The organism is Kordiimonas pumila, from assembly GCF_015240255.1.
Taxonomy (GTDB): domain Bacteria; phylum Pseudomonadota; class Alphaproteobacteria; order Sphingomonadales; family Kordiimonadaceae; genus Kordiimonas; species Kordiimonas pumila.
This window is the reverse complement of record NZ_CP061205.1, coordinates 1,696,963-1,718,168: the sequence shown is the minus strand read 5'-3', so window position 1 is coordinate 1,718,168 and position 21,206 is coordinate 1,696,963. Positions and strand designations below refer to the sequence as shown.

General features: G+C 48.0%; 18 protein-coding genes and 1 riboswitch. Of the genes, 8 read left to right on the top strand and 10 right to left on the bottom strand.

Annotated features, from left to right (window positions below; translation table 11 throughout):
• Positions 1-86: 86 nt before the first annotated feature.
• The 3 genes from ICL80_RS07300 (at position 87) to ICL80_RS07290 (ending at position 2,565) form a co-directional block, all read left to right on the top strand.
• Complete coding sequence (locus ICL80_RS07300; RefSeq protein WP_194215433.1) at positions 87-671, top strand: TetR/AcrR family transcriptional regulator; 585 nt, start codon at positions 87-89, stop codon at positions 669-671.
• 187 nt (positions 672-858) lie between these two features.
• A complete protein-coding gene (gene glk / locus ICL80_RS07295) occupies positions 859-1,857 on the top strand; it encodes a glucokinase (RefSeq protein WP_194215432.1) in 999 nt (332 codons plus the stop codon).
• A 93-nt stretch (positions 1,858-1,950) separates the two neighbouring features.
• Positions 1,951-2,565, top strand: a complete 615-nt coding sequence (locus ICL80_RS07290) for a TetR/AcrR family transcriptional regulator (RefSeq protein WP_194215431.1) — start codon at positions 1,951-1,953, stop codon at positions 2,563-2,565.
• Positions 2,566-2,636: 71 nt separating this feature from the next.
• Here ICL80_RS07290 and ICL80_RS07285 read toward each other — a convergent pair whose 3' ends face one another.
• A complete protein-coding gene (locus ICL80_RS07285) occupies positions 2,637-3,818 on the bottom strand; it encodes an amino acid aminotransferase (protein WP_194215430.1) in 1,182 nt (393 codons plus the stop codon).
• Between the two features lie 16 nt (positions 3,819-3,834).
• Positions 3,835-7,305 (bottom strand): indolepyruvate ferredoxin oxidoreductase family protein, encoded by a 3,471-nt coding sequence (locus tag ICL80_RS07280; protein ID WP_194215429.1) that lies wholly within the window; start codon positions 7,303-7,305, stop codon positions 3,835-3,837.
• 130 nt (positions 7,306-7,435) lie between these two features.
• Between ICL80_RS07280 and ICL80_RS07275 the strand changes: the two genes are divergently transcribed.
• Positions 7,436-7,894: an Lrp/AsnC family transcriptional regulator gene (locus ICL80_RS07275; RefSeq protein WP_194215428.1), complete on the top strand. Its 459-nt coding sequence runs from the start codon at positions 7,436-7,438 to the stop codon at positions 7,892-7,894.
• A gap of 32 nt (positions 7,895-7,926) precedes the next feature.
• Here the strand turns inward: ICL80_RS07275 and ICL80_RS07270 are convergent, their stop codons facing one another.
• Together ICL80_RS07270 and ICL80_RS07265 are read right to left on the bottom strand one after the other, a co-directional pair.
• Positions 7,927-8,190 (bottom strand): hypothetical protein, encoded by a 264-nt coding sequence (locus tag ICL80_RS07270; RefSeq protein ID WP_194215427.1) that lies wholly within the window; start codon positions 8,188-8,190, stop codon positions 7,927-7,929.
• 114 nt (positions 8,191-8,304) lie between these two features.
• Positions 8,305-8,481 carry a hypothetical protein gene (locus ICL80_RS07265; RefSeq protein ID WP_194215426.1) on the bottom strand — a complete coding sequence of 59 codons (177 nt, stop codon included), beginning with the start codon at positions 8,479-8,481 and terminating at the stop codon, positions 8,305-8,307.
• Between the two features lie 218 nt (positions 8,482-8,699).
• A riboswitch (cobalamin riboswitch) is annotated at positions 8,700-8,918 on the top strand.
• A 110-nt stretch (positions 8,919-9,028) separates the two neighbouring features.
• Between ICL80_RS07265 and metE the strand changes: the two genes are divergently transcribed.
• The 3 genes from metE to ICL80_RS07250 all read left to right on the top strand — a co-directional run bounded on the left by metE (position 9,029) and on the right by ICL80_RS07250 (position 14,419).
• Entirely contained in the window at positions 9,029-11,383 is a 2,355-nt protein-coding gene (gene metE, locus ICL80_RS07260) for a 5-methyltetrahydropteroyltriglutamate--homocysteine S-methyltransferase (protein ID WP_194215425.1), read from the top strand.
• A complete protein-coding gene (locus ICL80_RS07255) occupies positions 11,380-12,156 on the top strand; it encodes an acyl-CoA thioesterase (RefSeq protein WP_194215424.1) in 777 nt (258 codons plus the stop codon). Before metE ends, ICL80_RS07255 begins: the two co-directional genes overlap by 4 nt.
• A gap of 97 nt (positions 12,157-12,253) precedes the next feature.
• The gene (locus ICL80_RS07250; RefSeq protein WP_194215423.1) at positions 12,254-14,419 is read left to right on the top strand and encodes an efflux RND transporter permease subunit; all 2,166 of its coding nucleotides are present in this window, start codon (positions 12,254-12,256) and stop codon (positions 14,417-14,419) included.
• A gap of 9 nt (positions 14,420-14,428) precedes the next feature.
• Here ICL80_RS07250 and ICL80_RS07245 read toward each other — a convergent pair whose 3' ends face one another.
• Genes ICL80_RS07245 through ICL80_RS07235 form a run of 3 tightly spaced genes read right to left on the bottom strand, consistent with a single transcriptional unit; the run spans position 14,429 to position 17,103 of the window.
• Positions 14,429-14,989, bottom strand: a complete 561-nt coding sequence (locus ICL80_RS07245; protein WP_194215422.1) for a carboxymuconolactone decarboxylase family protein — start codon at positions 14,987-14,989, stop codon at positions 14,429-14,431.
• 24 nt (positions 14,990-15,013) lie between these two features.
• The gene (locus ICL80_RS07240) at positions 15,014-16,081 is read right to left on the bottom strand and encodes a phenylacetaldoxime dehydratase family protein (RefSeq protein ID WP_194215421.1); all 1,068 of its coding nucleotides are present in this window, start codon (positions 16,079-16,081) and stop codon (positions 15,014-15,016) included.
• A gap of 2 nt (positions 16,082-16,083) precedes the next feature.
• Positions 16,084-17,103: a carbon-nitrogen hydrolase family protein gene (locus ICL80_RS07235; RefSeq protein WP_228073848.1), complete on the bottom strand. Its 1,020-nt coding sequence runs from the start codon at positions 17,101-17,103 to the stop codon at positions 16,084-16,086.
• 178 nt (positions 17,104-17,281) lie between these two features.
• Here ICL80_RS07235 and ICL80_RS07230 point away from each other — a divergent pair, with 178 nt between their 5' ends.
• A complete protein-coding gene (locus ICL80_RS07230) occupies positions 17,282-18,163 on the top strand; it encodes an NAD(P)H-binding protein (protein WP_194215419.1) in 882 nt (293 codons plus the stop codon).
• Here ICL80_RS07230 and ICL80_RS07225 read toward each other — a convergent pair.
• The 3 genes from ICL80_RS07225 to ICL80_RS07215 are packed head-to-tail and all read right to left on the bottom strand — an operon-like array spanning position 18,160 to position 21,204.
• Positions 18,160-18,780: an MSMEG_1061 family FMN-dependent PPOX-type flavoprotein gene (locus ICL80_RS07225; RefSeq protein WP_194215418.1), complete on the bottom strand. Its 621-nt coding sequence runs from the start codon at positions 18,778-18,780 to the stop codon at positions 18,160-18,162. The genes ICL80_RS07230 and ICL80_RS07225 overlap by 4 nt on opposite strands.
• A gap of 13 nt (positions 18,781-18,793) precedes the next feature.
• Positions 18,794-20,164 (bottom strand): amidase family protein, encoded by a 1,371-nt coding sequence (locus ICL80_RS07220; protein WP_194215417.1) that lies wholly within the window; start codon positions 20,162-20,164, stop codon positions 18,794-18,796.
• Positions 20,165-20,166: 2 nt separating this feature from the next.
• Positions 20,167-21,204 (bottom strand): NAD(P)H-dependent flavin oxidoreductase, encoded by a 1,038-nt coding sequence (locus tag ICL80_RS07215; RefSeq protein ID WP_194215416.1) that lies wholly within the window; start codon positions 21,202-21,204, stop codon positions 20,167-20,169.
• Positions 21,205-21,206 lie beyond the last annotated feature (2 nt).

Here is a 21,206-nt window from a genome sequence, read left to right as displayed (position 1 = left end):
AAGCGAACTTATATTCTTTTATTTTTATGTCAAGCTGATAAACAAGCTTATAAACAGAGAACATGCGATTTTAGGAATACACCATCATGCCCAAACGCGACCCAAAACACATGCAAGAAAGAAGGCAGCAAATTCTGGACGCGGCCATAATGTGTTTTACAGAACGTGGCTACGAAGCTGCAACCATGAAGCAGATAAGTGAACAGGCCGGCTTAAGCATAGGGGCGCTTTACACACACTTTAAAAACAAGCGTGAACTTATCATCGAACTTCTGGAATGGGCGAATGAACACCGGGGAAATATTCAAATAAACAGCTTGGAAGAACTAAAAGCATTTTTCCATGCCGGTGCAGACGAACTTTCTGGCGAGAAAAACCCCGGTTTACATCATCTGAATATACATATTTTACAATCTTGCTTCACAGATAAGGAAATACGGGCCGCTCTTGCAAAGTCAACAGAAAGTAGCCAAAGGCTGATGGAACACACCTTAACCAAGCTAAAAGAAAAAGGCGAGATACGGGCTGACTACGACATTCAGGCCAGCGCACTGCTTCTAGCACACATTGGAACATCAGCCACGTTACACAGCTTTATTTCATCAGATATCACAAGTGATAGTATTCGCAGCATTCTCATACAGCAATTGAACCTTATGAAACCAATATAGTATAAAACCAGTCCCCCTATATCCACACTAAAAAGTACCCTTTTACCGTTACTCCGTATCAAACACATGCTAAGCAAACTTTTTGATCTTTGACAGCGCTGTCAATTTGGCATAAAAACCTTTTTCCTATATTCATTGCCATAATCCGTAACGCATGAACGTATACTACAAGGGGTAACAGGGTCATATGGCGGCAAAGCAACCTACTCATACTAGCTCAGTTTTGGTGGCAGATATTGGCGGCACAAATGCGCGGCTTGCAGTTGCTGTTTGCAGCAGTGCAGAATCCAAACCTATACTTTTGTATTATAAAACATATACTTGTGCGGAATTTTCAAATTTTTCTAGTATCCTGCATACCTACCTTTCAACCCTTGAAGGGGATATACCAACAGAAGCTTGCCTTGCTGTAGCTGGCCCTGTGTCAAAAGGGAAAGCGCATATCACTAACATTGGCTGGCATCTGGACCAAGCCGCCCTAAAACACGAATTTGGCTTAGTAGAACTTTTACTGGCTAATGATTTTGAAGCTCTTGCACGGTCGGCCCCTGCCCTTAACATGGAAGATGTAACCGTTTTATACAAAGGGAGCGACAACCCTGTTGGCGCCATTAGCATCATGGGGCCAGGCACTGGCTTTGGATCAGCAATACTCGTGAAACACGATCATAACTATACCGTTGTACCCACAGAGGCAGGGCATATGTCTTTTATACCCTTAGGCAAAGATGCTGTCGATGTGTGGGCAGAGGTTTCCAAAACGATTGGTCGCGTGACAACTGAAACATTGCTATGCGGCGCGGGTATTACACGTATTTACAAAGCTATCTGTGCACTTGAGAATGTAGCCCCAAAAGAGTATGACCCTAAAACCATCAGCATACAGGCGCTTGAAAACAAGGACAGCATCTGCCTTAAAACATTAAGCGTATTTTGCTCTATGCTGGGTGATGCCGCCGGAGACATTGCCTTGGCTCAAGGCGCAACTGGCGGTGTTTATCTCGGCGGCGGGATCCTGCCGCAGATTGCAGACTTTATTGTAACAAGCCAGTTCACCAACCATTTCCTGAATAAAGCGCCCATGGAAAATATGCTCGCGAAAATACCCGCCTATATGATCACAGAAAAAGATGCCGCTTTGTACGGGGCCGCCCTGCTCAGCCAAACACCCACTACGACATCATAAAACGGAAGTTTAAGCGCATATGCTGCCCGGTTTCTGGATACTTGCATCCTATGGTGTTGGTCGCTACAGATAGGAAAAACAAAAGGTATATCAATGGCCCGTCCCCAGTCAGCAGACTATGACACCCGCAAACAGAAGATTCTGGAGACAGCCGCCAATGTCTTTGCTGTTGAAGGCTATCACAAGGCCTCCATCTCAGGTATTGCCGCCAAGTGTGGTATTTCAAAAGCACTGATCTACCATTATTACCCCTCTAAAGAGGATATGCTCTATCACGCCATGCTCGACCATGTGCGCGAACTGGAAGCAAGCGCCACCAGCCTTATGCAGGAAGACCTGCCGCCCGCGGAAACGCTGCGTAAAATCATTCGAGACTATCTGATCATTTATGAGCGCACGGTTGACTGCCATCACCTGCTCGTAAACGAACTTGGCTCCCTGCCCCCTGAGCGGAAAAAGGAAGTGGTCGAGATCCAGAACCGTGTCGTGCATGCCTTTGCAGAACTCGCTGATAGAATAGCCCCGTCTGATCTCAACATCCACAAAGCAAAATCCGTGGTGTCCATGCTCATGCTCGGTATGATCAACTGGACCTACCTCTGGTTTAAACCAAGCGGTAGCCTAAGCTCTGAAAAACTCGCTGATATGATCGCTGATATCCTCCTAAACGGGCTCAACGGCCTAACCGACACCGATACGAAAATTTAAAAAACACCAAAATAAAAGGCCCGCAGTCTTCACTGCAGGCCTATCATTGTTCAGCAATAAGTCTGCCTATATTAGCCGGTAACGCTTTTTATTGATGCGGCGAGATAGTCAATATTATTAGCCGTAACGCCTGCAAGGTTAATACGCCCAGAGTTTACCAGATACACAGAATAATCAGCTTGCAATTTGTTAATTTGCTCTACTGTTAAATCAAGGAAAGAAAACATGCCCTGATTTTGTATCAGGTAAGCAAAATCACCTTCAACACCAGCCTTTTCCAAGCCAGCTTTCAAGAGGGTTCTGGATGTCTGGATAGATGAACAGATACCCGCCAGTTCCTTCTGCCATGAGGCAGTAAGCGACGGTGTTGTCAGAATATGCTCAACAACAGCGCCGCCATGCGCGGGCGGCATTGAATACATACCACGAGCAATCGAGCTGATCTGACCAACAGTAACTTCTTTGCGGTCTGCTTTGGTCATCACAGCCACTTGACCAACGCGGTCACGGTACAGACCGAAGTTTTTAGAGCAGGAAGACGCAAGGATCATTTCCTCAACAGAGGCAGCGATTTTTCTAATGCCGTACGCATCAGCATCAAGCCCTTCACCCAGCCCCTGATACGCACTATCAATGAAAGGAATGAAACCGCGCTCCGCAGCAACAGCGGCAATCTCGTCCCACTGAGCCGGAGACAGATCAGCGCCTGATGGGTTGTGGCAGGATGCATGCAATAGCACCACATCGTTTGGCCCCAACCCCTTTAGAGTTTCAATCATGCCACTAAAGTTCACACCGTGGGATGCTTTATCATAATAAGGGTATGTTTTAATTTTCAAACCAACGCCGCCAATAAGAGGCATGTGGTTTGCCCATGTTGGGTCGCTTACCCATACGGTTGCATCGGGGTTTGCCCGCATCAAAAACTCTGACGCAACCCTTAGCGCGCCGCAGCCGCCTGGCGTTAACGCAGCAGCAATGCGGTCACTTGGGTAGTCAGCGCCGATGAGTAGACGAAGCATCGCATCATTGTAGCCTGGCGTACCCATCATGCCGATATAAGCTTTGGTGTCTTCTGTCTCCAGCCTGTATTTCTCTGCCGCTTTCACAGCTTCAAAAATAGGCGTATGCCCATTAGCTGTTTTATAAACACCGACACTAAGATCAACCTTATCACTGTTCGGGTCTTCACGAAACTTCGCCATCAAACCCAATATTGGGTCAATTGGCAAACTAGCCATACTGCTAAACATACTATCACTCCAAATCTTATGCTGCTTTTGTGTTCACTTCAGGGTTTCTATAGCCATCTATTAAAGCTGGCAATTCCTGATTGTATTTAATTAGGGATTCGTCAAATACAGGGCCATACCCACGAACATCCATAACTTTTGCAAGCACAGTGACCGCCGTTGCATAATTATCGGCATTAATGCTTGCCAGCACATCAGACACAAGCTTTTCATAAGCTGTAATCATAGCGCGCTGGCTTCTGCGTTCCTCTGTCATACCAAAAACATCAAAAGCAGTGCCCCGCAAGAAACGGAACTGGCGCATCACACGCAGTGCAAGTTTCATCCAAGGGCCGAATTGATACTTTTTAGGCCGTCCATTCGGGCCTTTTTTCGCACCAAATATGGGCGGTGCCATATGGTATTTAACCTTATAGTCACCCTCGAATGTTTTCTTCAGGTCAGCCTCGAAACTACCATCAGTATAAAGCCGTGCCACTTCATACTCATCCTTGATGGCGAGAAGCTTGTAATAAGCGCGCGCGACTGTCTCTGACAACAATTTAGGCGCGCCAAGCAACGTCGTATCAGCCTGCTCAACTGCTGCCATAAAGCTATTATATCTTTCTGCGTATGCTGCATTCTGATATTTTGTCAGGAATGCCGCATGAAAAGCCTTCAGGCCCGCATAATCAGGTTTCATCGGTGCTGACGGCGTTTCAATGTTGCTGAACACAAACTCTGGTTTTGCAAAAACAAGCCGGCCCCAATGGAAAGCAGCCTGATTTTTCTCAATAGCTACACCATTAAGCTCGATCGCCCGCATCATTGCCTCAAGCGACACCGGGATAAGGCCTTGCTGCCATGCATAGCCTGCCATTAGCATATTTGAAAAAACGGAATCGCCCAGAAGATCAATCGCAATTTTGCTGGCATTGATAGCATTGAAATTGTCTTTACCCGCTACCGCCTCTAAAAGAGCAACCCTTTTGTCTGCACGCATCAAAGCATCACGGTTTGTCGTAAAGTTACCTGTAGGTATCTCTTCAAGGTTTAAAGAAATACGGGTTTTGCCGTCTGCCAATGTTTTCATTGCTTGCGGTCCAGTTGCTACCACCATATCGCAGCCAACAACAGCATCGGCACTGCCTTCTTCAATACGCACTTGGTGCAGCTCCGATGGCTTGTTTGCAAGCCTTACATAACTCAGAACCGTACCACCTTTTTGTGCAAAGCCCATAAAGTCAAGAACCGAGCTGCCTTTGCCCTCAATATGAGCCGCCATTGTAATCACGGCACCAATGGTCACAACTCCGGTACCGCCAACACCGCCTATAAGTAAGTTATAGGCACGTGCGAGTGTGGTATCAGGCGCCGTAAGCCCGCTTACAGCATCCTTGAAACCATCAATCTCAAGGGCCTGCGGTTTACGGAGCATACCGCCTTCCACCGTAACAAAGCTTGGGCAAAAGCCATTAACACAGGAATAGTCTTTGTTGCAGGAATGCTGATCAATCTGGCGCTTGCGGCCCGCCATTGTTTCCTTTGGTTGAATGGACAAACAGTTTGACTGAACCGAGCAATCACCACAGCCCTCACAAACGGCGTGGTTAATAAACGCACGCTTTGCAGGGTCCGGGAATTGCCCTTTTTTGCGGCGGCGGCGCTTTTCTGCGGCACATGTCTGATCATAAACCAGTACAGTTACACCCTTAATATCCCGGCATTCACGCTGCAATACATCTAGCTCATCGCGGTGATGCACAGATACACCAGATGGCAGGGTCACTGTGTTATATTTTTCAGGTTCGTCGCTCACAACCCTGATCCAGCTAACACCTTCTGCCCGCACCTGATTAACAATAGCAGGTACTGTAATCTGGCCGTCAACCGGCTGACCGCCAGTCATGGCCACAGCATCATTAAACAGAATCTTATAGGTAATATTGGTATTTGCTGCCTGCGCCTGACGAATAGCCAGGTATCCTGAATGGAAATATGTACCCTCACCGAGGTTTTGAAAAATATGTTTGCCGCCATTAAACAGCGAACGGCCAACCCAGTTCACACCTTCGCCGCCCATCTGAATGAGCGATTCTGTTTTCCGGTCCATCCACGAAGCCATAAAATGGCACCCGATCCCTGCAAGGGCCTTACTCCCCTCAGGCACAACAGTTGACCTGTTATGCGGGCAACCCGAACAAAAATAGGGCATTCGGGAAATGTCTGTTATGGGGGCAGCTTTTGTTGGTTTACTGCTTGCCTCAGCTATAATCGTATCAAAAGAGGCACTAAACATTTTACCAAGCTGCTTGGAAACAGCCTTCATCACCATAAGGGGGCTTAGTTCCCCAACCCACGGTAACAATTCAGAGCCATCAGCATTTTCTTTGCCGTACACACGGCATTCTGGCGCACCTTCATGGGAAAAGATATATTCTTTGATTTGGCTCTCAATAATGCCGCGCTTTTCCTCAACAACCAGAATTTCTTCCTTGCCTTCAAGGAACTCACACATGCCTGCAAGTTCAAGCGGCCACACCATGCCAACTTTATAAATACCCACACCAAGTTCTGTGAGGCGTGCTTCATCGAGACCAAGCCTCTCAAGCGCTTCCATCAAGTCTAGGTGGCCCTTGCCTGTTGTTACTATGCCAAATCGTGCGGCTTTTGGATTCAGGATAATTCTGTCGATTGGGTTCGCCCGCGCAAAGGCAAGAACCGCCCCTTTTTTAGCGACCATGCGGTTTTCAATTTGTGGTCCCGGCAGGTCTGGCCAGCGGTAATGGACACCAAGTTCAGGCATTTCAAAATCAGCCGGGATAGTAAAGGTTGGCAGCGGCTTCACCTCGCACGACTGTGCACTTTCAACCGTTTCAGAAATTGCCTTAAAGCCAACCCACATGCCCGAGTAACGGGAAAGGGCATAGCCATAAAGACCAAACTCTTCAAATTCAGCCACACTTGCCGGATTAAGGATCGGCATAAACCAATCCATCAATGCCACATCAGACTGGTGCGCCATACTGGATGACACACAACCATGATCATCGCCTGCAACCACCAGAACGCCACCTTTTGGTGATGAACCATAAGCATTACCATGTTTCAGGGCATCTGCTGCCCGGTCAACACCGGGGCCTTTGCCGTACCACATGGCATACACCCCATCAACATCGCGGTCTGGGTCTGTTTCCACCTGCTGAGAGCCAAGAACTGCAGTTGCGCCCAACTCTTCATTGATAGCGGGTAAAAACTTAACCTTCGCTGCCTCAAGAAGCTTGGAACCACGCCACATTTCCTGATCAACACCCCCTAGCGGCGATCCACGGTATCCACTCACAAAACCAGCAGTATTCAAGCCATCCCGCTTGTCCATCTCAGCCTGCATCAGCATAATGCGGACAATGGCCTGCGTGCCTGTTAGAAAAACACGTTCACGTCCCGCCTTGTAACGGTCCTTCAGTTCATAAGAGAGATCAATATGGCCCATAATATTACTTCGCATTCATTGTTTCTGACATTAAATGCAATTGTAATTCATTTTATCCTATATTTAATTTCATAATTATTATATTTATATCGTATTATGATTAATATATTTCATATATAAATATATATTGGATTATTATTTCAAAATGGAAATAGATCAAATAGACAAAAAAATTTTGGCTTTGCTCACGGAGAATTGCAAACTCAGTTCCCAGCAAATTGCTGAACAGGTAGGTGCCTCTACAGCATCCTGCTGGCGGCGCATCAAGGCAATGGAAGATGCTGGTGTCATTGAAAGCTATCAGGCAACCATTAACCACGACGCTGTTGGCTTTGAGCTAACCGCCTTTGCACAGGTCACGCTAAACCGCCACTCAAAAAACAATGTTAAACTGTTCGAAGAAGCTGTGGGCCGCATGCCGGAAATACTGGCCTGCTATTCTGTTACAGGTCAGTATGATTATATCCTGCATATTCTGGTTAAAAATATCCGGGATTATGAACTGTTTCTCAATGACCGGGTTTTCCACTTACCCGGGGTGGACCATGTACATTCCAGCATATCCATGAAAACGGTCAAAACACGTCAATCAAGGGCAGCATAAAAACCACACTGCCCTTTATCCGGCTGAACAGTCTATATAAGCACATTACCGCCATCATAGAGCGTCTGCAATTCGGCAAGACTTAACCCTTTGATAAAGAGAACATTATCCGCACTCAACTCTATCAGCACGCCGTCACTACCATTCATAGATGTTTCTGTCGTCGCGCTTACAAGATCACTTAAACCAGTAAACCCTGTTCCTGCGCCAGAAATATCAAGTATATCCTCATCGGTTTCAAAGTCGCTCACAACATCAGCGCCGCTCGCTCCTATCAGCTCCGTTCTGCCATACACCGTTCACTGATACCCACAACGAGCCCGTCTCACTGTCATACGCAAGACCGATAACATCTCCGTCTAATAGCCGCGGCAAGCTGTTCAGAACATCATTCGTACCGCTGCCATCACTCACAGAAAGCCGCCCACATGTCCACGGTCTTCAACGCCGTGTTGATTGGAGAAATCTGTATCTGGAATCAGATTGGCATCTGCTGCTACTTTAGGAAGAGCAATATCAGCTTCAACATACTCTTCAGACAGGCTTAAGACGCTACTCTTTACAGTAGAAACTTTATTACTCGGCATAGATACCCCAATCGATCTATTCAATACTTACACATAATGTCGAAAATATAGAAAAGCCTTCCCCAAAAAGAAACCCTTAATTGGGCATTTCTTCAATAAATTGTATTTCAATACTTTGGGGCTGCTCTTTTAATCGAAAAATAGAGTAAAATACCACACAGTCAATCATAATATAAAGAAATCTTTATATTATGATTGACTTCATGCCCACAAGAATGCTACACGCTTCCTGTCACGGTTCTCTGGCCACACTTGGCCAAGAGCTAAGAGGGAATTTGGTGCGTTAGGCTTATGGCCAAGCAATGCCAAAACTGCCCCCGCAACTGTAGGCGGTGAGCTTCTGTCCACTATCAGCCACTGATGTGTCATGCATCGGGAAGGCCGGACAAAAGCATTGACCCGCAAGTCAGGAGACCTGCCGCGACAAAATTGAACGTCCTCGGGCGGGGTGCCCCGGAGGAATGCTTATGCTTTAACGCCAGCTTTTTGCTGCTTGTTCAGGCATGCTTCCCCTTGGCCTTTGCCCCCAACATTTGGGGTTAAGCCTATGTCTAAAAACACTCTATCAATTGCATCACTTGGAACGCCCAGAATTGGGCCACGCAGAGAGCTAAAATTTGCCCTCGAAAAATACTGGTCTGGCCAGCTAAGCGCAAAAGACCTGTCTGAAACAGCAACAGCCCTTCGGTGCGCCAACTGGGCGCGCCAACACGCGCTTGGCATTACCACCATACCATCAAATGACTTTTCGTTTTACGATCATGTTCTGGATACTGCCGTTATGGTTGGTGCCATTCCCAAAGCTTATGGCTGGAGCGGCGGCCCAGTGAACCTTGAAACCTATTTTGCCATGGCACGGGGCAGCGTAGGCGGCGCCTCGCACCCCATATGCGTGCATGGTCACAGCGCACCAGCCCACGGTGTGCCAGCACTGGAAATGACCAAATGGTTCGACACCAATTATCACTATATGGTGCCGGAACTGGAGCCCGATCAAGATTTTACCCTTGCATCCACAAAACCGGTTGATGAGTTCCGCGAAGCGCTAGCGATCGGTTATAAAACTCGCCCCGTAATCCTTGGGCCTATTAGCTTTTTAAAACTGAGCAAATGCACAGATGGTACAACAGAATGTATTAACCTGATTGACAAGATACTGTCAGTTTATCTGGACCTTATGGAGCAACTTCAGGCAGCAGGAGCGGAATGGTTACAAATAGACGAACCCGCCCTTGTGTTGGATCTCAGCGAAATAGAGCGTGCAGCCTACAAAAGGGTATATAGCAAAATTGCTAAAACAGTGCCCTCGCTCAAAATTATGCTAACATCATATTTTGGCAGCCTCGGTAACAATCTTGACATAGCAACATCCCTACCTGTTGCCGGCCTACACATAGATTTGGTGCGCGCACCAGAACAACTCACAGCAGTCAGGCAAAAGCTTCAGCAAAACCAGATATTGTCCCTTGGTGTCATTGACGGCAGGAACATTTGGCGGGCAGACCTGCAAAAGCTGCATGACTGGCTATTACCGGTAGTTCAGGAACGTGGTTTAACAGGCATTGAGCTTGCACCTTCCTGCTCGCTCCTGCACACCCCCATTGATCTTGAACTTGAGACAGAACTGGATAGTGACCTAAAGAGCTGGCTAGCTTTCTCTGTCCAGAAAATGGCAGAGTTATCAACCCTTGGTCAAGCTTTTGAAAAAGGTGTTGAGACTGTCGCAGGCGCGCTGCAAGCAGCAACCAAAGCCCTGCAAGCACGCGCTACTTCTGACAAGGTGCACAATAAAACCGTACAAAACCGTGTGCAGGCTACAGGCTCTGAATTAACCAGTAGAAACAGCCCGTTTAAAACACGCAGTTTCCTACAGCAGGAAGCCACCGGCTTACCACTTTTCCCAACAACGACTATTGGGTCTTTTCCCCAAACAGCTGAGGTACGCAAGGCCCGTACCGCCTTTAACAAAGGAGAACTAAGCCCTACAGCCTACAATGCTTTTTTGAAAACAGAGACAAAAAGAGCCATTCGCTGGCAAGAAGAGATCGGCATTGATGTATTGGTGCACGGCGAGTTTGAACGTAATGACATGGTACAATATTTTGGTGAACAACTGGCCGGCTATGCCTTTACCAAACACGCATGGGTACAAAGCTACGGCTCACGCTGTGTGCGCCCCCCTATCATATACGGCGATGTTGCCCGCCCGCACGCCATGACAGTAGAATGGACCGCATATGCCCAGTCCCTTACCAGCAGGCCCGTAAAAGGCATGTTAACCGGGCCCGTTACCATGCTGCAATGGTCGTTTGTCCGCGATGACATGCCCCGCGCTGACGTATGCAAACAGATTGCCCTTGCCCTCAGAGATGAAGTGACGGACCTTGAAACTGCGGGCATCCGCCTTATTCAAGTTGATGAACCTGCACTTCGAGAGGGGCTGCCCTTAAGGCGTCTGGAATGGAGTGCATATCTTGAGTGGGCTGTTGCCTGTTTCAAGCTTGCAACCAGCGGTGTGACGGATGCAGTCCAGATACATACCCATATGTGTTACTGCGAGTTTAATGACATTATATCCTCTATCGCTGCGATGGATGCCGATGTCATTTCCATTGAAACGTCTCGCTCTAAAATGGAGCTTCTGGATGCCTTTGTATCCTACAGTTACCCAAATGATATTGGGCCAGGCGTTTATGATATTCACTCACCGCGCATCCCCAAAACGGCCGAAATAAGCAACCTGCTTGAAAAAGCCAACGGCCTTTTAAAGGCAACCCAAATTTGGGTAAACCCTGACTGCGGCTTAAAAACACGCTCATGGGACGAAGTGCGCCCGGCCCTGATTGCCATGGTAGCCGCCGCCAAAAACCTTCGCCAACATGCAGAAAGCCGAAATACATGACTGACAGTGCAGCCTATACAGGCATAACCCGTTTGGTTGACATCATCTTCCCGGGTGATGCCAACCACCACGGCACCATGTTTGGGGGTGTAGGGTTGGCGCAAATGGACAAAGCAGCCTTTATAGCTGCCGCGCGCTATGCAAGAGCAAACTTCGTAACCGCCTCGTGTGAGCATATTGATTTTGAGGCCCCTGCTTATGTTGGTGAGATAGCCGATGTGAATGCCCATGTCACACGTGTTGGTCAGCGGTCGCTTACCGTGACAGTTGAACTGATTGCAGAAGCCCTGCTAACTGGTGAAAGGCGGCTTTGCAGCAGAGGCCAGTTCAACATGGTTGCTGTTGGTGCAGAGTTTAATAAAGGGGGCGGCATCTTGCCGCCCTTACCAGCCAAAACTACAATAGATACACTCGAAACCCAAGCTATGGTTGATATTGTGTTCCCTGAGCAAACCAGCCATTATGGCAGTCTGTACGGCGGAAATGCCCTCGCCGCCATGGGGAAAGCTGCCTCTATTACAGCAACAAGGCATTGCCGCAAAGCCGTTGTTATGGCTTCATCACAGCGGGCAGACTTTACCAGCCAAGTCCAAAAAGGTGAGATTATAATACTATATTCGCATGTAACCAGCACAGGCAATAGTTCCATGGCTGTAGCTGTTGAGCTTTGGGCAGAAAGCCTATTTTCTCATAACAGGCGACACTGTGGTCAGGCAAATTTTATTATGGTTGCCGTTAACAAAGACCATAAACCTGTCAGTGCTTTAGACTAGATAAAATCACAGGCGTTGCACGGCAGTTCATTCTGTGCAACGCTAAAAGCGTGCTGGTGATATCCTTTTTGTCAATCAGAAAACGAAAGTAGTCTGTGTGAAAATTCTTCCCAAAACTGAAGGCATTTCAGGCTACCTTATCTATATCGCTGTGCCGGTTTTTGTTATTGCTATCTGGGCAGCATTTTTCCTGAATGTAGACTTGGAACCAGAAGTTACGCCTGACTTTTTCTTTTCCTCTGACAGTAGCATATACAAAAAAAATCAGGCTATCCGAGAGGTATTCCCCTCTAACCAGCAAATACTTCTGAATGTTGGTACAGCAGGCAGTATTGAAGATCCTAATTTTATCACAAAAATTGGCAGCCTCACAACACGCATCAAAGCGCTAAAGGGCGTTACATCCGTACAAAGCATTACAAACGGCCCCGACGACCTTGATGCAGCAAGAAAAAACCCACTTTGGAAACGACTGCTTATCGGCAAAGATGAAAAATCTAGCTTTGTTATTGCATTCATAAACACAGATAACTTCGCAGGCCTTGTTGAAAAGGTTGAACAAATTGCCAGCGAAGAGGAAAGTCAACGCTACAGTATTCATATTTCAGGCCTGCCTTATATTGTTGAGCAAATTCGCCGCAATTTAACAAATGACATGAAAGTGTTCACCCTAGGTGCTGTGATCCTCAGTGCTTTGGTGCTGAGTGTTATTTTCAGGTCTGCCACTGTTGTTTCTGGCGCCGTTGTTACCTGCGTTACGGCGGCGGTTCTTACCCTCACCCTTCAAAGTTTTATGGGCATCCCCATCGGAATTCTAACCGCAAACCTTGGTACTATTGTTTTTGTTCTGACATTGTCGCACATTATTTTTCTGGTTTCGAACTGGTGTAATTCGGAAAACAAAGTTGCCGGTGCAAAACTGCAGGAAACTATCCGCCACACGCTCCCTGCTTCTTTCTGGGCAGGTACGACAACCCTTTTGGGCTTTAGCAGCCTTATTTTTGTTGAAGCAAAGCCCCTAAACCAACTTGGCATTGGTGGCACAATTGGCACGGCCTGTGCCTTTGTATGTGCCTACACCATTTTCCCAGCATTTCTGCGGATGGCACAGGTAAACCCGTCCAGTTTCAGTTATATGCTTGCCAGAAAATTCCCTAGGGCAAGGCACATTACCCGGGTTTTACTGGTTATCACTATTGGGGCTGCCTTAGGGCTAGGCATAACCGGCATCAGCAAATTAAACACGGACCCAAGCCTGTTGTCTTATTTCAAAGAAGATTCCAAAATCTATAAAGGCATTTTTTATGTTGATGACAACGGCGGCAGTAACCCGCTGTTGCTTGTTATTCGCCGTAATGACCTTGGTAAGCTTGATAAGGGAGATTCCTATGACCGTATGTGGGAATTGCAGCAAGCCTTAAGCGAACATGCTTCGGTTGGCTCGGTTATATCATTACCGGTTATTATGGCGGAAGGCGATGAGCACTGGCTTGGCAAGCTATTACCCTGGAATATCTTGCTTGATATTCTGTCAAAGCCTGAATACGGCGCAGTTGCCAACAGCTTTGTGAACAAGGAACGCACGCACGCCCTGTTTATGCTGCGTATGATAGAGGCAGGCCGCGACCGTGACAGGCTTGAAATTATTAATGAAATTGAGAAAATACCAGCGCAGCATGGCTTTGCCGTAACCCTTACTGGTGGCACCTATTATTTGCAAGGTGAACTGGCCGCCTCTGTAACAAAAAGCATGACAATGGGCATTCTAACGCTCATTTTATTATTTGGTGTTATCGCTTTTATTATTTCATCTAGTCTGATGGTCACAGTCGGAGTCATGGTCTGCGCCGCGTCTATTTCTGCAATCGTGCTCGGTACACTCGGTATTGCTGGCATCCCCATAGATATTATTTCATCTCCCGCCATGAATATCTGCCTTGGCCTAATTGTTGATAACATGATCCACCTGACAGTAACCGCAAGACGACAAATGAAAGAAAGAGGTGCCACGTCAATCAGGGACTGGGAAATCTGGAAAAACGCCCTTGATAGCCAAAGCTGGCCAGCGCTTGTTTCCACTATCACAATTATGATTGGCTTTTCTGTTTTTGCCCTTTCCGACTTTCCACCCTCGCAGCGTTTTGGGTTGGAAATCACATATGGTGCTGGCCTTGCTGTCATATTGTCACTCGGCGTTTTCCCACACATAGTCGCACGTGTAGCACCGCCAAACACAAAGGGGCAACAAACACCCTCTCATTGAATAGGTTTTTCATGTGCGATCTGCCGGATGCTGCCACTCATATTTTTTCATCGGGGCATCAACCTCTGTATGCGCCAAAGCGTTTGTGAAATTTGAAATCAACTTTGATGCCAGCCCACACAAAACCTCTAGCGCTTGACGTTTTGTATAGCCCGCACCCAGAAATGCCTGTAGCCGATCATCGCCTATATGACCGCGGTTATCCAGAAGCTCTTTCGTAAAAGTACGCAGCGCCTCAAGCTTGGGGTCAGCAATAGGTGTACCTTCCCGAAGGGCCTCGATAATGTCATCTGGCATTTTGGCAAGCTTCATCCCCATAGTATGGCCCGCCATGCAGTAATGGCAGCGGTTCTCATGGTTTGATGTCATCACCACGACCTGCGCTTCAAGCGGTGTAAACTCCGTGTGTTTGGTAAAAAGATTATAAACAGTATTATAGGCTTCATAGGTTGCAGGGGCACCCGCCAAAATACGGTGCATATTGGGTAACATCCCAAAGATGGCAACAGATTGTTCCATCTGTTTTACAGACTCTTTAGGTGCAGTTTCTTTATCAAAATACGTAAACATCATTCTTCCTTTTTATACTGAATACTACGGCGTCTGTATGGCTGAGGGTAAAACAGGGATGCCAACCGCCATCAAAGTTCCTGCCGCCGAACAGTTAATATAGTCGCCGTAAAGTGTGGCTTTAGGAAACACCGTTATTTCATGCCAAAGATGCAGCCCCGGCTGCCCTTGCCAGTGCTGCACCATGTTTATAAAATTTGCCATAATGGCATGGTGCGTGGGGTGGTTGTGTGTCCAGTTCTCAAGATCTGCAAACGACCGAAAAAAGCCGGTAACACAGCTACGCTCAGACTTAAGGCCTGCTTCCGTAACTTCCTCAACAAAACGAACGCCAGAACACCCGCTGACAGATGGGTTATGTTTCAGATAGCTTAAGCCATTCATCAGGGCAGGTTTCACAGTGCTAAAATACATTTCCTTTTGCTCCGGGTTAGCCCGGGACAGGTCCTGCGAACTTCGAATAAAGCATGCATTTTCAGGCCCCTGAACCGTGATGCGCTGGCCTTTACCGTCTGTCGCATCAGGCTGCACAGGCGCATCTGAGGCTAGGCCATCTTCGGCTGCCGCCACCATTCTGTCACGGGCACTTCCCCAATAGCCATGATGCGGCGTAATCGCCATTTGATCAGCAATATTGGCAATACCGGACAGTTCTTCACTACGTGACCCTGATGTTTCATTGTGGTCTAGCGACAAAAAACAAATTTCCCGCCACAGGCCAACCTGACCAGACAATAAACTGGCATCGCCGAACACTTCTTCAATGCCTGAATTTTTTACCCACGCTTCATAATCTGCGATTGTTTTCCAGTAAACAAAATGCATTTCAGCGTGCGGGCCAATGCTGGATGCCGTTATGCCAGCTTCACGAATTACCGGCTGCGGCGCCGCTTTCAAGCACATTTCCAACCGGGTCTTGACGGCACCCGGGGCTGAATGTGCATCCGGCATCTCAAACCCAAACACAACCAGCACGATATAATCGTGGCTGGCAAACCTCGGCTCAAAAGCATCATACGTTGGTTCGTATCCATCTGGCCTATTAACTGGCGGCGCAGAACGGCGGGGGACAATGGTAGCATGATCACCCATTGTTACGCCTCACCTGTGTCATCATCGCTATCACCCTCTATGTTTGTTACATGATCTGCTTTTTGTTCGGCTGTTTCCACTGCATGCAAAGGTGCCTTGTTCCATAGCAGGCGTGTTGCCTCAGGCTTGGCATAATGCCCGGCCGGGTCTGCAACCGTTTTTGCATATTTGATAAGGTTCAGGTCAATGTCAGCGACTATCAGGCCTTCTGCGGTTTCAGGTAAATAGTCAGCCAGTTCACAGCCATCTGGCCCAAATATCATCGCGGAACCACCGCCTAGGCTTAAAAGATCAGGCACCATCGTTTCGGCATGTAACATTTTAAGGCAGCCCTCTGTTACGACACTGCTGGCTGCAATGACAAAACACTGCCCCTCAACTGCATAAACACGACTAGCCGACATATTCACTTCTTTACCAAGCGCATAAGCATTTTCACGGTACAGGGAAAAGGCCGGCCAACCAGCAATGTGAATCTGCTCATTCTGACTATAAAGTGTATATTTACTAAGTGGCTGTAAGTGTTCCCAACAACAAAGCATACCAACCTTACCAAGACCAGTATCCGACACCATTAAATCACTGCCATATCCTTCGCCGTATACGGTGCGCTCCACATGTGTTGGCTTTAGTTTACGGCGTGCATAGATGAGCTTGCCGTCTGTGCCGATAAGGCACTGCCCCAAATACAGGCTACCGCCACACCGCTCACTGTATCCCATAGAAACCATAATGCTATTGTCTACGGCGGCTTTTAAAAGAACAGCAAAGTCTTCACTTTTCAGGTCAAGCGAGTTATCAAAATAAGGTACGGTGAACTGCATGGACCATGCAGGCGCGCCAAGCCAGATATGAAATGGATACCCTGGCAACCATGCCTCGCCAAAAGCAATAAGGCTACAGCCTTTTTTACTGGCTTCTTCAATAAGACCAACAGCCTTTTTAATGCTGGCTTTTAGGTCATAATACACAGGGGCCGCTTGCACGGCAGCCGCTTTAAATGTTTGAAGCTCATTAGCCAAAAATTCTCTCCACAAACAGAATATGATGAATAGTAGAGCTAATATTTTCATGTCAGATTTGAAAAGTCTTGGCTATCAGCGCCAATTATATGAACCACAGTGCATCGTGCACTTTCAGCAAACTTTAAGGTCCCTTATGAACCAAGACGCTCAAATATTTTTGCTGTAACTATTAGGCATGATGGAAACCCAAAATAAAACCTTATTACTAGGTACCACAGGCCGCGTAGGCGGTGCTGTTTTACAAAAACTAGGCACCACAGAAATGTCAGGTTTGCTGAGGGTGCTAACACGGCGACCTATGGCCGTACCCCACAGTCACCCCTTCCCAATTGAAGTGATAAACGGCGACATTAGCGATATTAGAACCGTAAAGCGCGCCTTAAACGGCGTTGATACAGTCTTGCTTGTTATCGGGGATCATCCCGGCATGGCAGCGCAGGAAATTCAACTCATCAATACAGCGGCGGCACTGGGTACTATTCGAATAGTAAAAATATCTGCCATAACGGCTGGCCTGTCACCCAGAGTGTCATTTGGCGTTCAGCACGGCGCGGTGGAAGACGCCCTTATCGCCTCCGGCCTGCCTTATGTTATTTTGCGACCAACATTTTTCTACCAGTCGCTCGAACTGTTCAAAGAACCAATCAAACGTGGCTTTCTGCCAGCATCAACCAAACGCGGTGCTATAGGTTTTGTTGACCTCGAAGACGTAGCCGTTGCCGCTGCACGCGCTTTAACAGACAGGTCCCTTGATGGCACTGTGCATATTTTAACCGGCCCCGAAACCCTAACTATGGCAGAGGTTGCGGCTGGTCTTACAGTTGCCCTAAACCACAAAGTGCGCCATGTCAGCCCGCCGCGATTTCTAATGCCAACCCTGCTTAAACACGGCGCAAGCTTAAATGGCTGGCTTGCAGGCCAAGTGGCAAGCCTGATGACATGCTGTGCAGCAGGCGGGGAAAATTACACCAGTGATGCCGTTTTAAATCTCACAGGCAAGCAACCTAAAAGCCTCTCTGATTACCTCACCCACGCCGCGAAAACCTTTACACGCTAAAGATTGTCGCGGTAATCTTCCTCAACCAACTGATCAACCATTTTTGCAACCTCATCGCCGCCGCCAGATTCGCGTGCAACAGTTGCTCCAAACCGGAAGGACATTTTGGTTTCTTTTGGGTCCACTTTCCAAAGCTGGCTACGTTTCATGGCCTTGCCACAGTGCAGGAAACTTTGTTTCACCTTAATTTCAAGCGCCAGTAACGCAGGCTGGCCGCGTGCTGTTAAACGCTCCAGTATAACCGGGTCGTTAATGATACGCGCCGTGCCATGCACACGGTATGCCTCATCAACGCCAGGGATGATAAACATGAGAGCAACGTTGGGGTTCTCAAGAATATTCTGCAAACTGAAAGCAAGCTTGTTACCCTGCCGTTCAGGCAAATATAGCGTATGGTTATCTGCTATATAGGCAAAGCCCGGCCCGTCACCACGCGGCGAAACATCAGGCACGCCTTCCTTGCTGGCAGTGGACAGCATTACATAAGGCGAATGCGCAATAAAGCGATGCGCCATGTCATCCAGATACGGTACAATTTTTTTTGTGACCAGTTCGTGTGGCTCGCCAATGATGGCACGCAGTCCGTCAAGGCTCTCAAGTGTATTTGTATCAGTCATATTCACATGTCCTTTATGGGATCGGTCGTGCGGGTAAGGCTTTTTCAATTGTTGCTGCAATAGTCAAAAGCCGGGTATCATCACCGCGTGCACCCACGAGCTGTAAACCTATTGGCAACCCTTCTACCAAGCCACATGGTAGCGACACTGAAGGCTGACCAGACATGCTGTCAGGCCGTGTTGTTGCGGTATAGGCTGGAAAAGTGGGCAGATCGGCACCTGCCACTGAAATCGTTTCCCCCACATCCACGGGCGGCGGCAAAAACAAGCTTGTTGGATAGATCAGCGCATCCACACCCGATACGTTGAAAACCTTTGCAAAAGCCTGCCGAAGCTGTGGCAGTTTCGTATCTACTGCTTCCCGGTAAACACTTTCTGGAATAGCCTCCACACCACCCTGCATAGCAATTAGGCCTTTAACATCAGGGCTTTTAATAGAGGCGACAAAATCAAGCGGCGAGATCCCAAGCTTTGCGGCAGCAAGGCGGGTCAAGCTTGCTTCAGATTCGTAAACCGCAATGATAAACCCACAAGCTTCATCAATGGCTATTGCGTCACCAAGGTCTGCTTCAACAATATTCACACCTTGCGTTTCAAGTGACTTCAAGGCTTTCGAGTAGGCCTCAACCACAGCGGGATCAAACCCCATGCCAAAGCTTTCGGGCGCTACTGCACCCAGCGTGATATTCTGTAGCGGCATGCCGGAAATGGTATTTTCCGCCTGCATAATAACATTGTCAACAAGCGCAATATCCATAACAGACCGGGCAATAACACCGAGCGTATCACGCGATGCAGAAAGTGCGATATAGCCTCCCCCCGGATAACGCCCTGTTGTGGGCCTAAAACCAACAACACCGCAGTGTGCCGCTGGCACACGGCACGACCCCCCGGTATCTGTGCCAATAGCAACTGCCGCTGCACCAACAGCCACTGAAATTGCCGCACCGCTCGAACTGCCCCCTGCAAGCCTTGATGGGTCAAAAGGGTTTAGGGCAGGCCCTGTATGCGCATTTGCACCCGTAATACCAAAAGCCAGTTCATGCAGATTGGTTTTGCCTGCAATCACAGCACCAGCCTTACGTAGTCGTGTAATAGCCGCATTTTCTTCCAGCATTAAAGTAGCAAAAGCCGCGGTTGCGCCCGTCGTCGGCACGCCGTTTACAGCAATATTGTCTTTTACAGAAATAGGCAGGCAGGCCAAAATGCCACCCTTTTCAAGAGCGCTAAACTGTTCTGCCCCCGAAACATAGGCGTTCAGTTCTTTTGCTTTTGCTATAGCAGGGGCTACCGCCTGCATATATCCATCCGGGCTAAGGCTGCCCTCTTTAAAGGCTGCAAGTACTGCAACACCGTCTAACTGGTATATTGGTCTATCCGGCATACTCACCCTGCTGCCTTACCAAGTTTTTGAAGAATAGCTTTTGCGTCTGCCATCATTTTTTCCACGACAACACCCGCAGGTTCTATTGTCTTAATAAGCCCAACACCCTGCCCCGCAAGAAGCGGCATTTGTTCCACATCTGCCGTTGCGGTGCTCATTGGCATCATATTACTAAACTTATGCAAAGGTAGCTCCATATCACCTATTTTCATGGTGCCCAGCAGTTCTTCTGCAAACGGATCAACAGGTGCCTCTTCTTCGCGCCCCTGCCATTCTTCAACGATCTTGTTTCGCAGCAACCGCATGGGGTTAAAGTCTAGCGTATCCCTACCAAAGAGCGAAGATAAAACAGCATCATCTGCTTCTGATTGCAGCATTTTTGTTTTGTAACTATCAACAATATCAGCCTCAACCGTTGCAGCCATCCGGGTGCCAACCCAAACGCCGTCTGCGCCCATAGCAAGAGCGCCAGCAACGCCCCTTCCATCTGAAATAGCGCCCGCTGCCAGCACCATAACAGGTGCCACAGCATCAATAATCTCCGGCAGTAAAACAAACAAGGGCAGTGTGCCAAGGTTATGGCCCCCGGCCTCTGTGCCCTGTGCAATAATCAGGTCGATACCTTCATCAACGGCCAGCTTTGCCGCGTCAACAGAACCAACCTGCTCCCACACTTTTATTCCAGCTGCCTGCAAGCGACTAATCCAGCTTTTAGGCGGGTGCCCCCAGTGGAAAGAAACCACTGCAGGCTTTAGTTTTTCGCACATAGCAATGTGGCTATCTTCTGTGAAAATCGTGATGAAATTCACATTGAACGGACCGTCTGTTGCAGCACGAATGCTGTTCACCAAAAACTCTATATAAGGGGCTGGCATTTTACCAATGCCCACAGCACCCAGAGCACCCACTTTTGATACAGCAATCGCAAGCGGCGGTGTCATTCCAGCAAAAGCAAGCCCCGCACACGCAAAAGGATGGGCAAGGCCATACTCTTGCGTGAAACGGTTGCTGACACTGGCATTTACATATGTATCTGCCATAA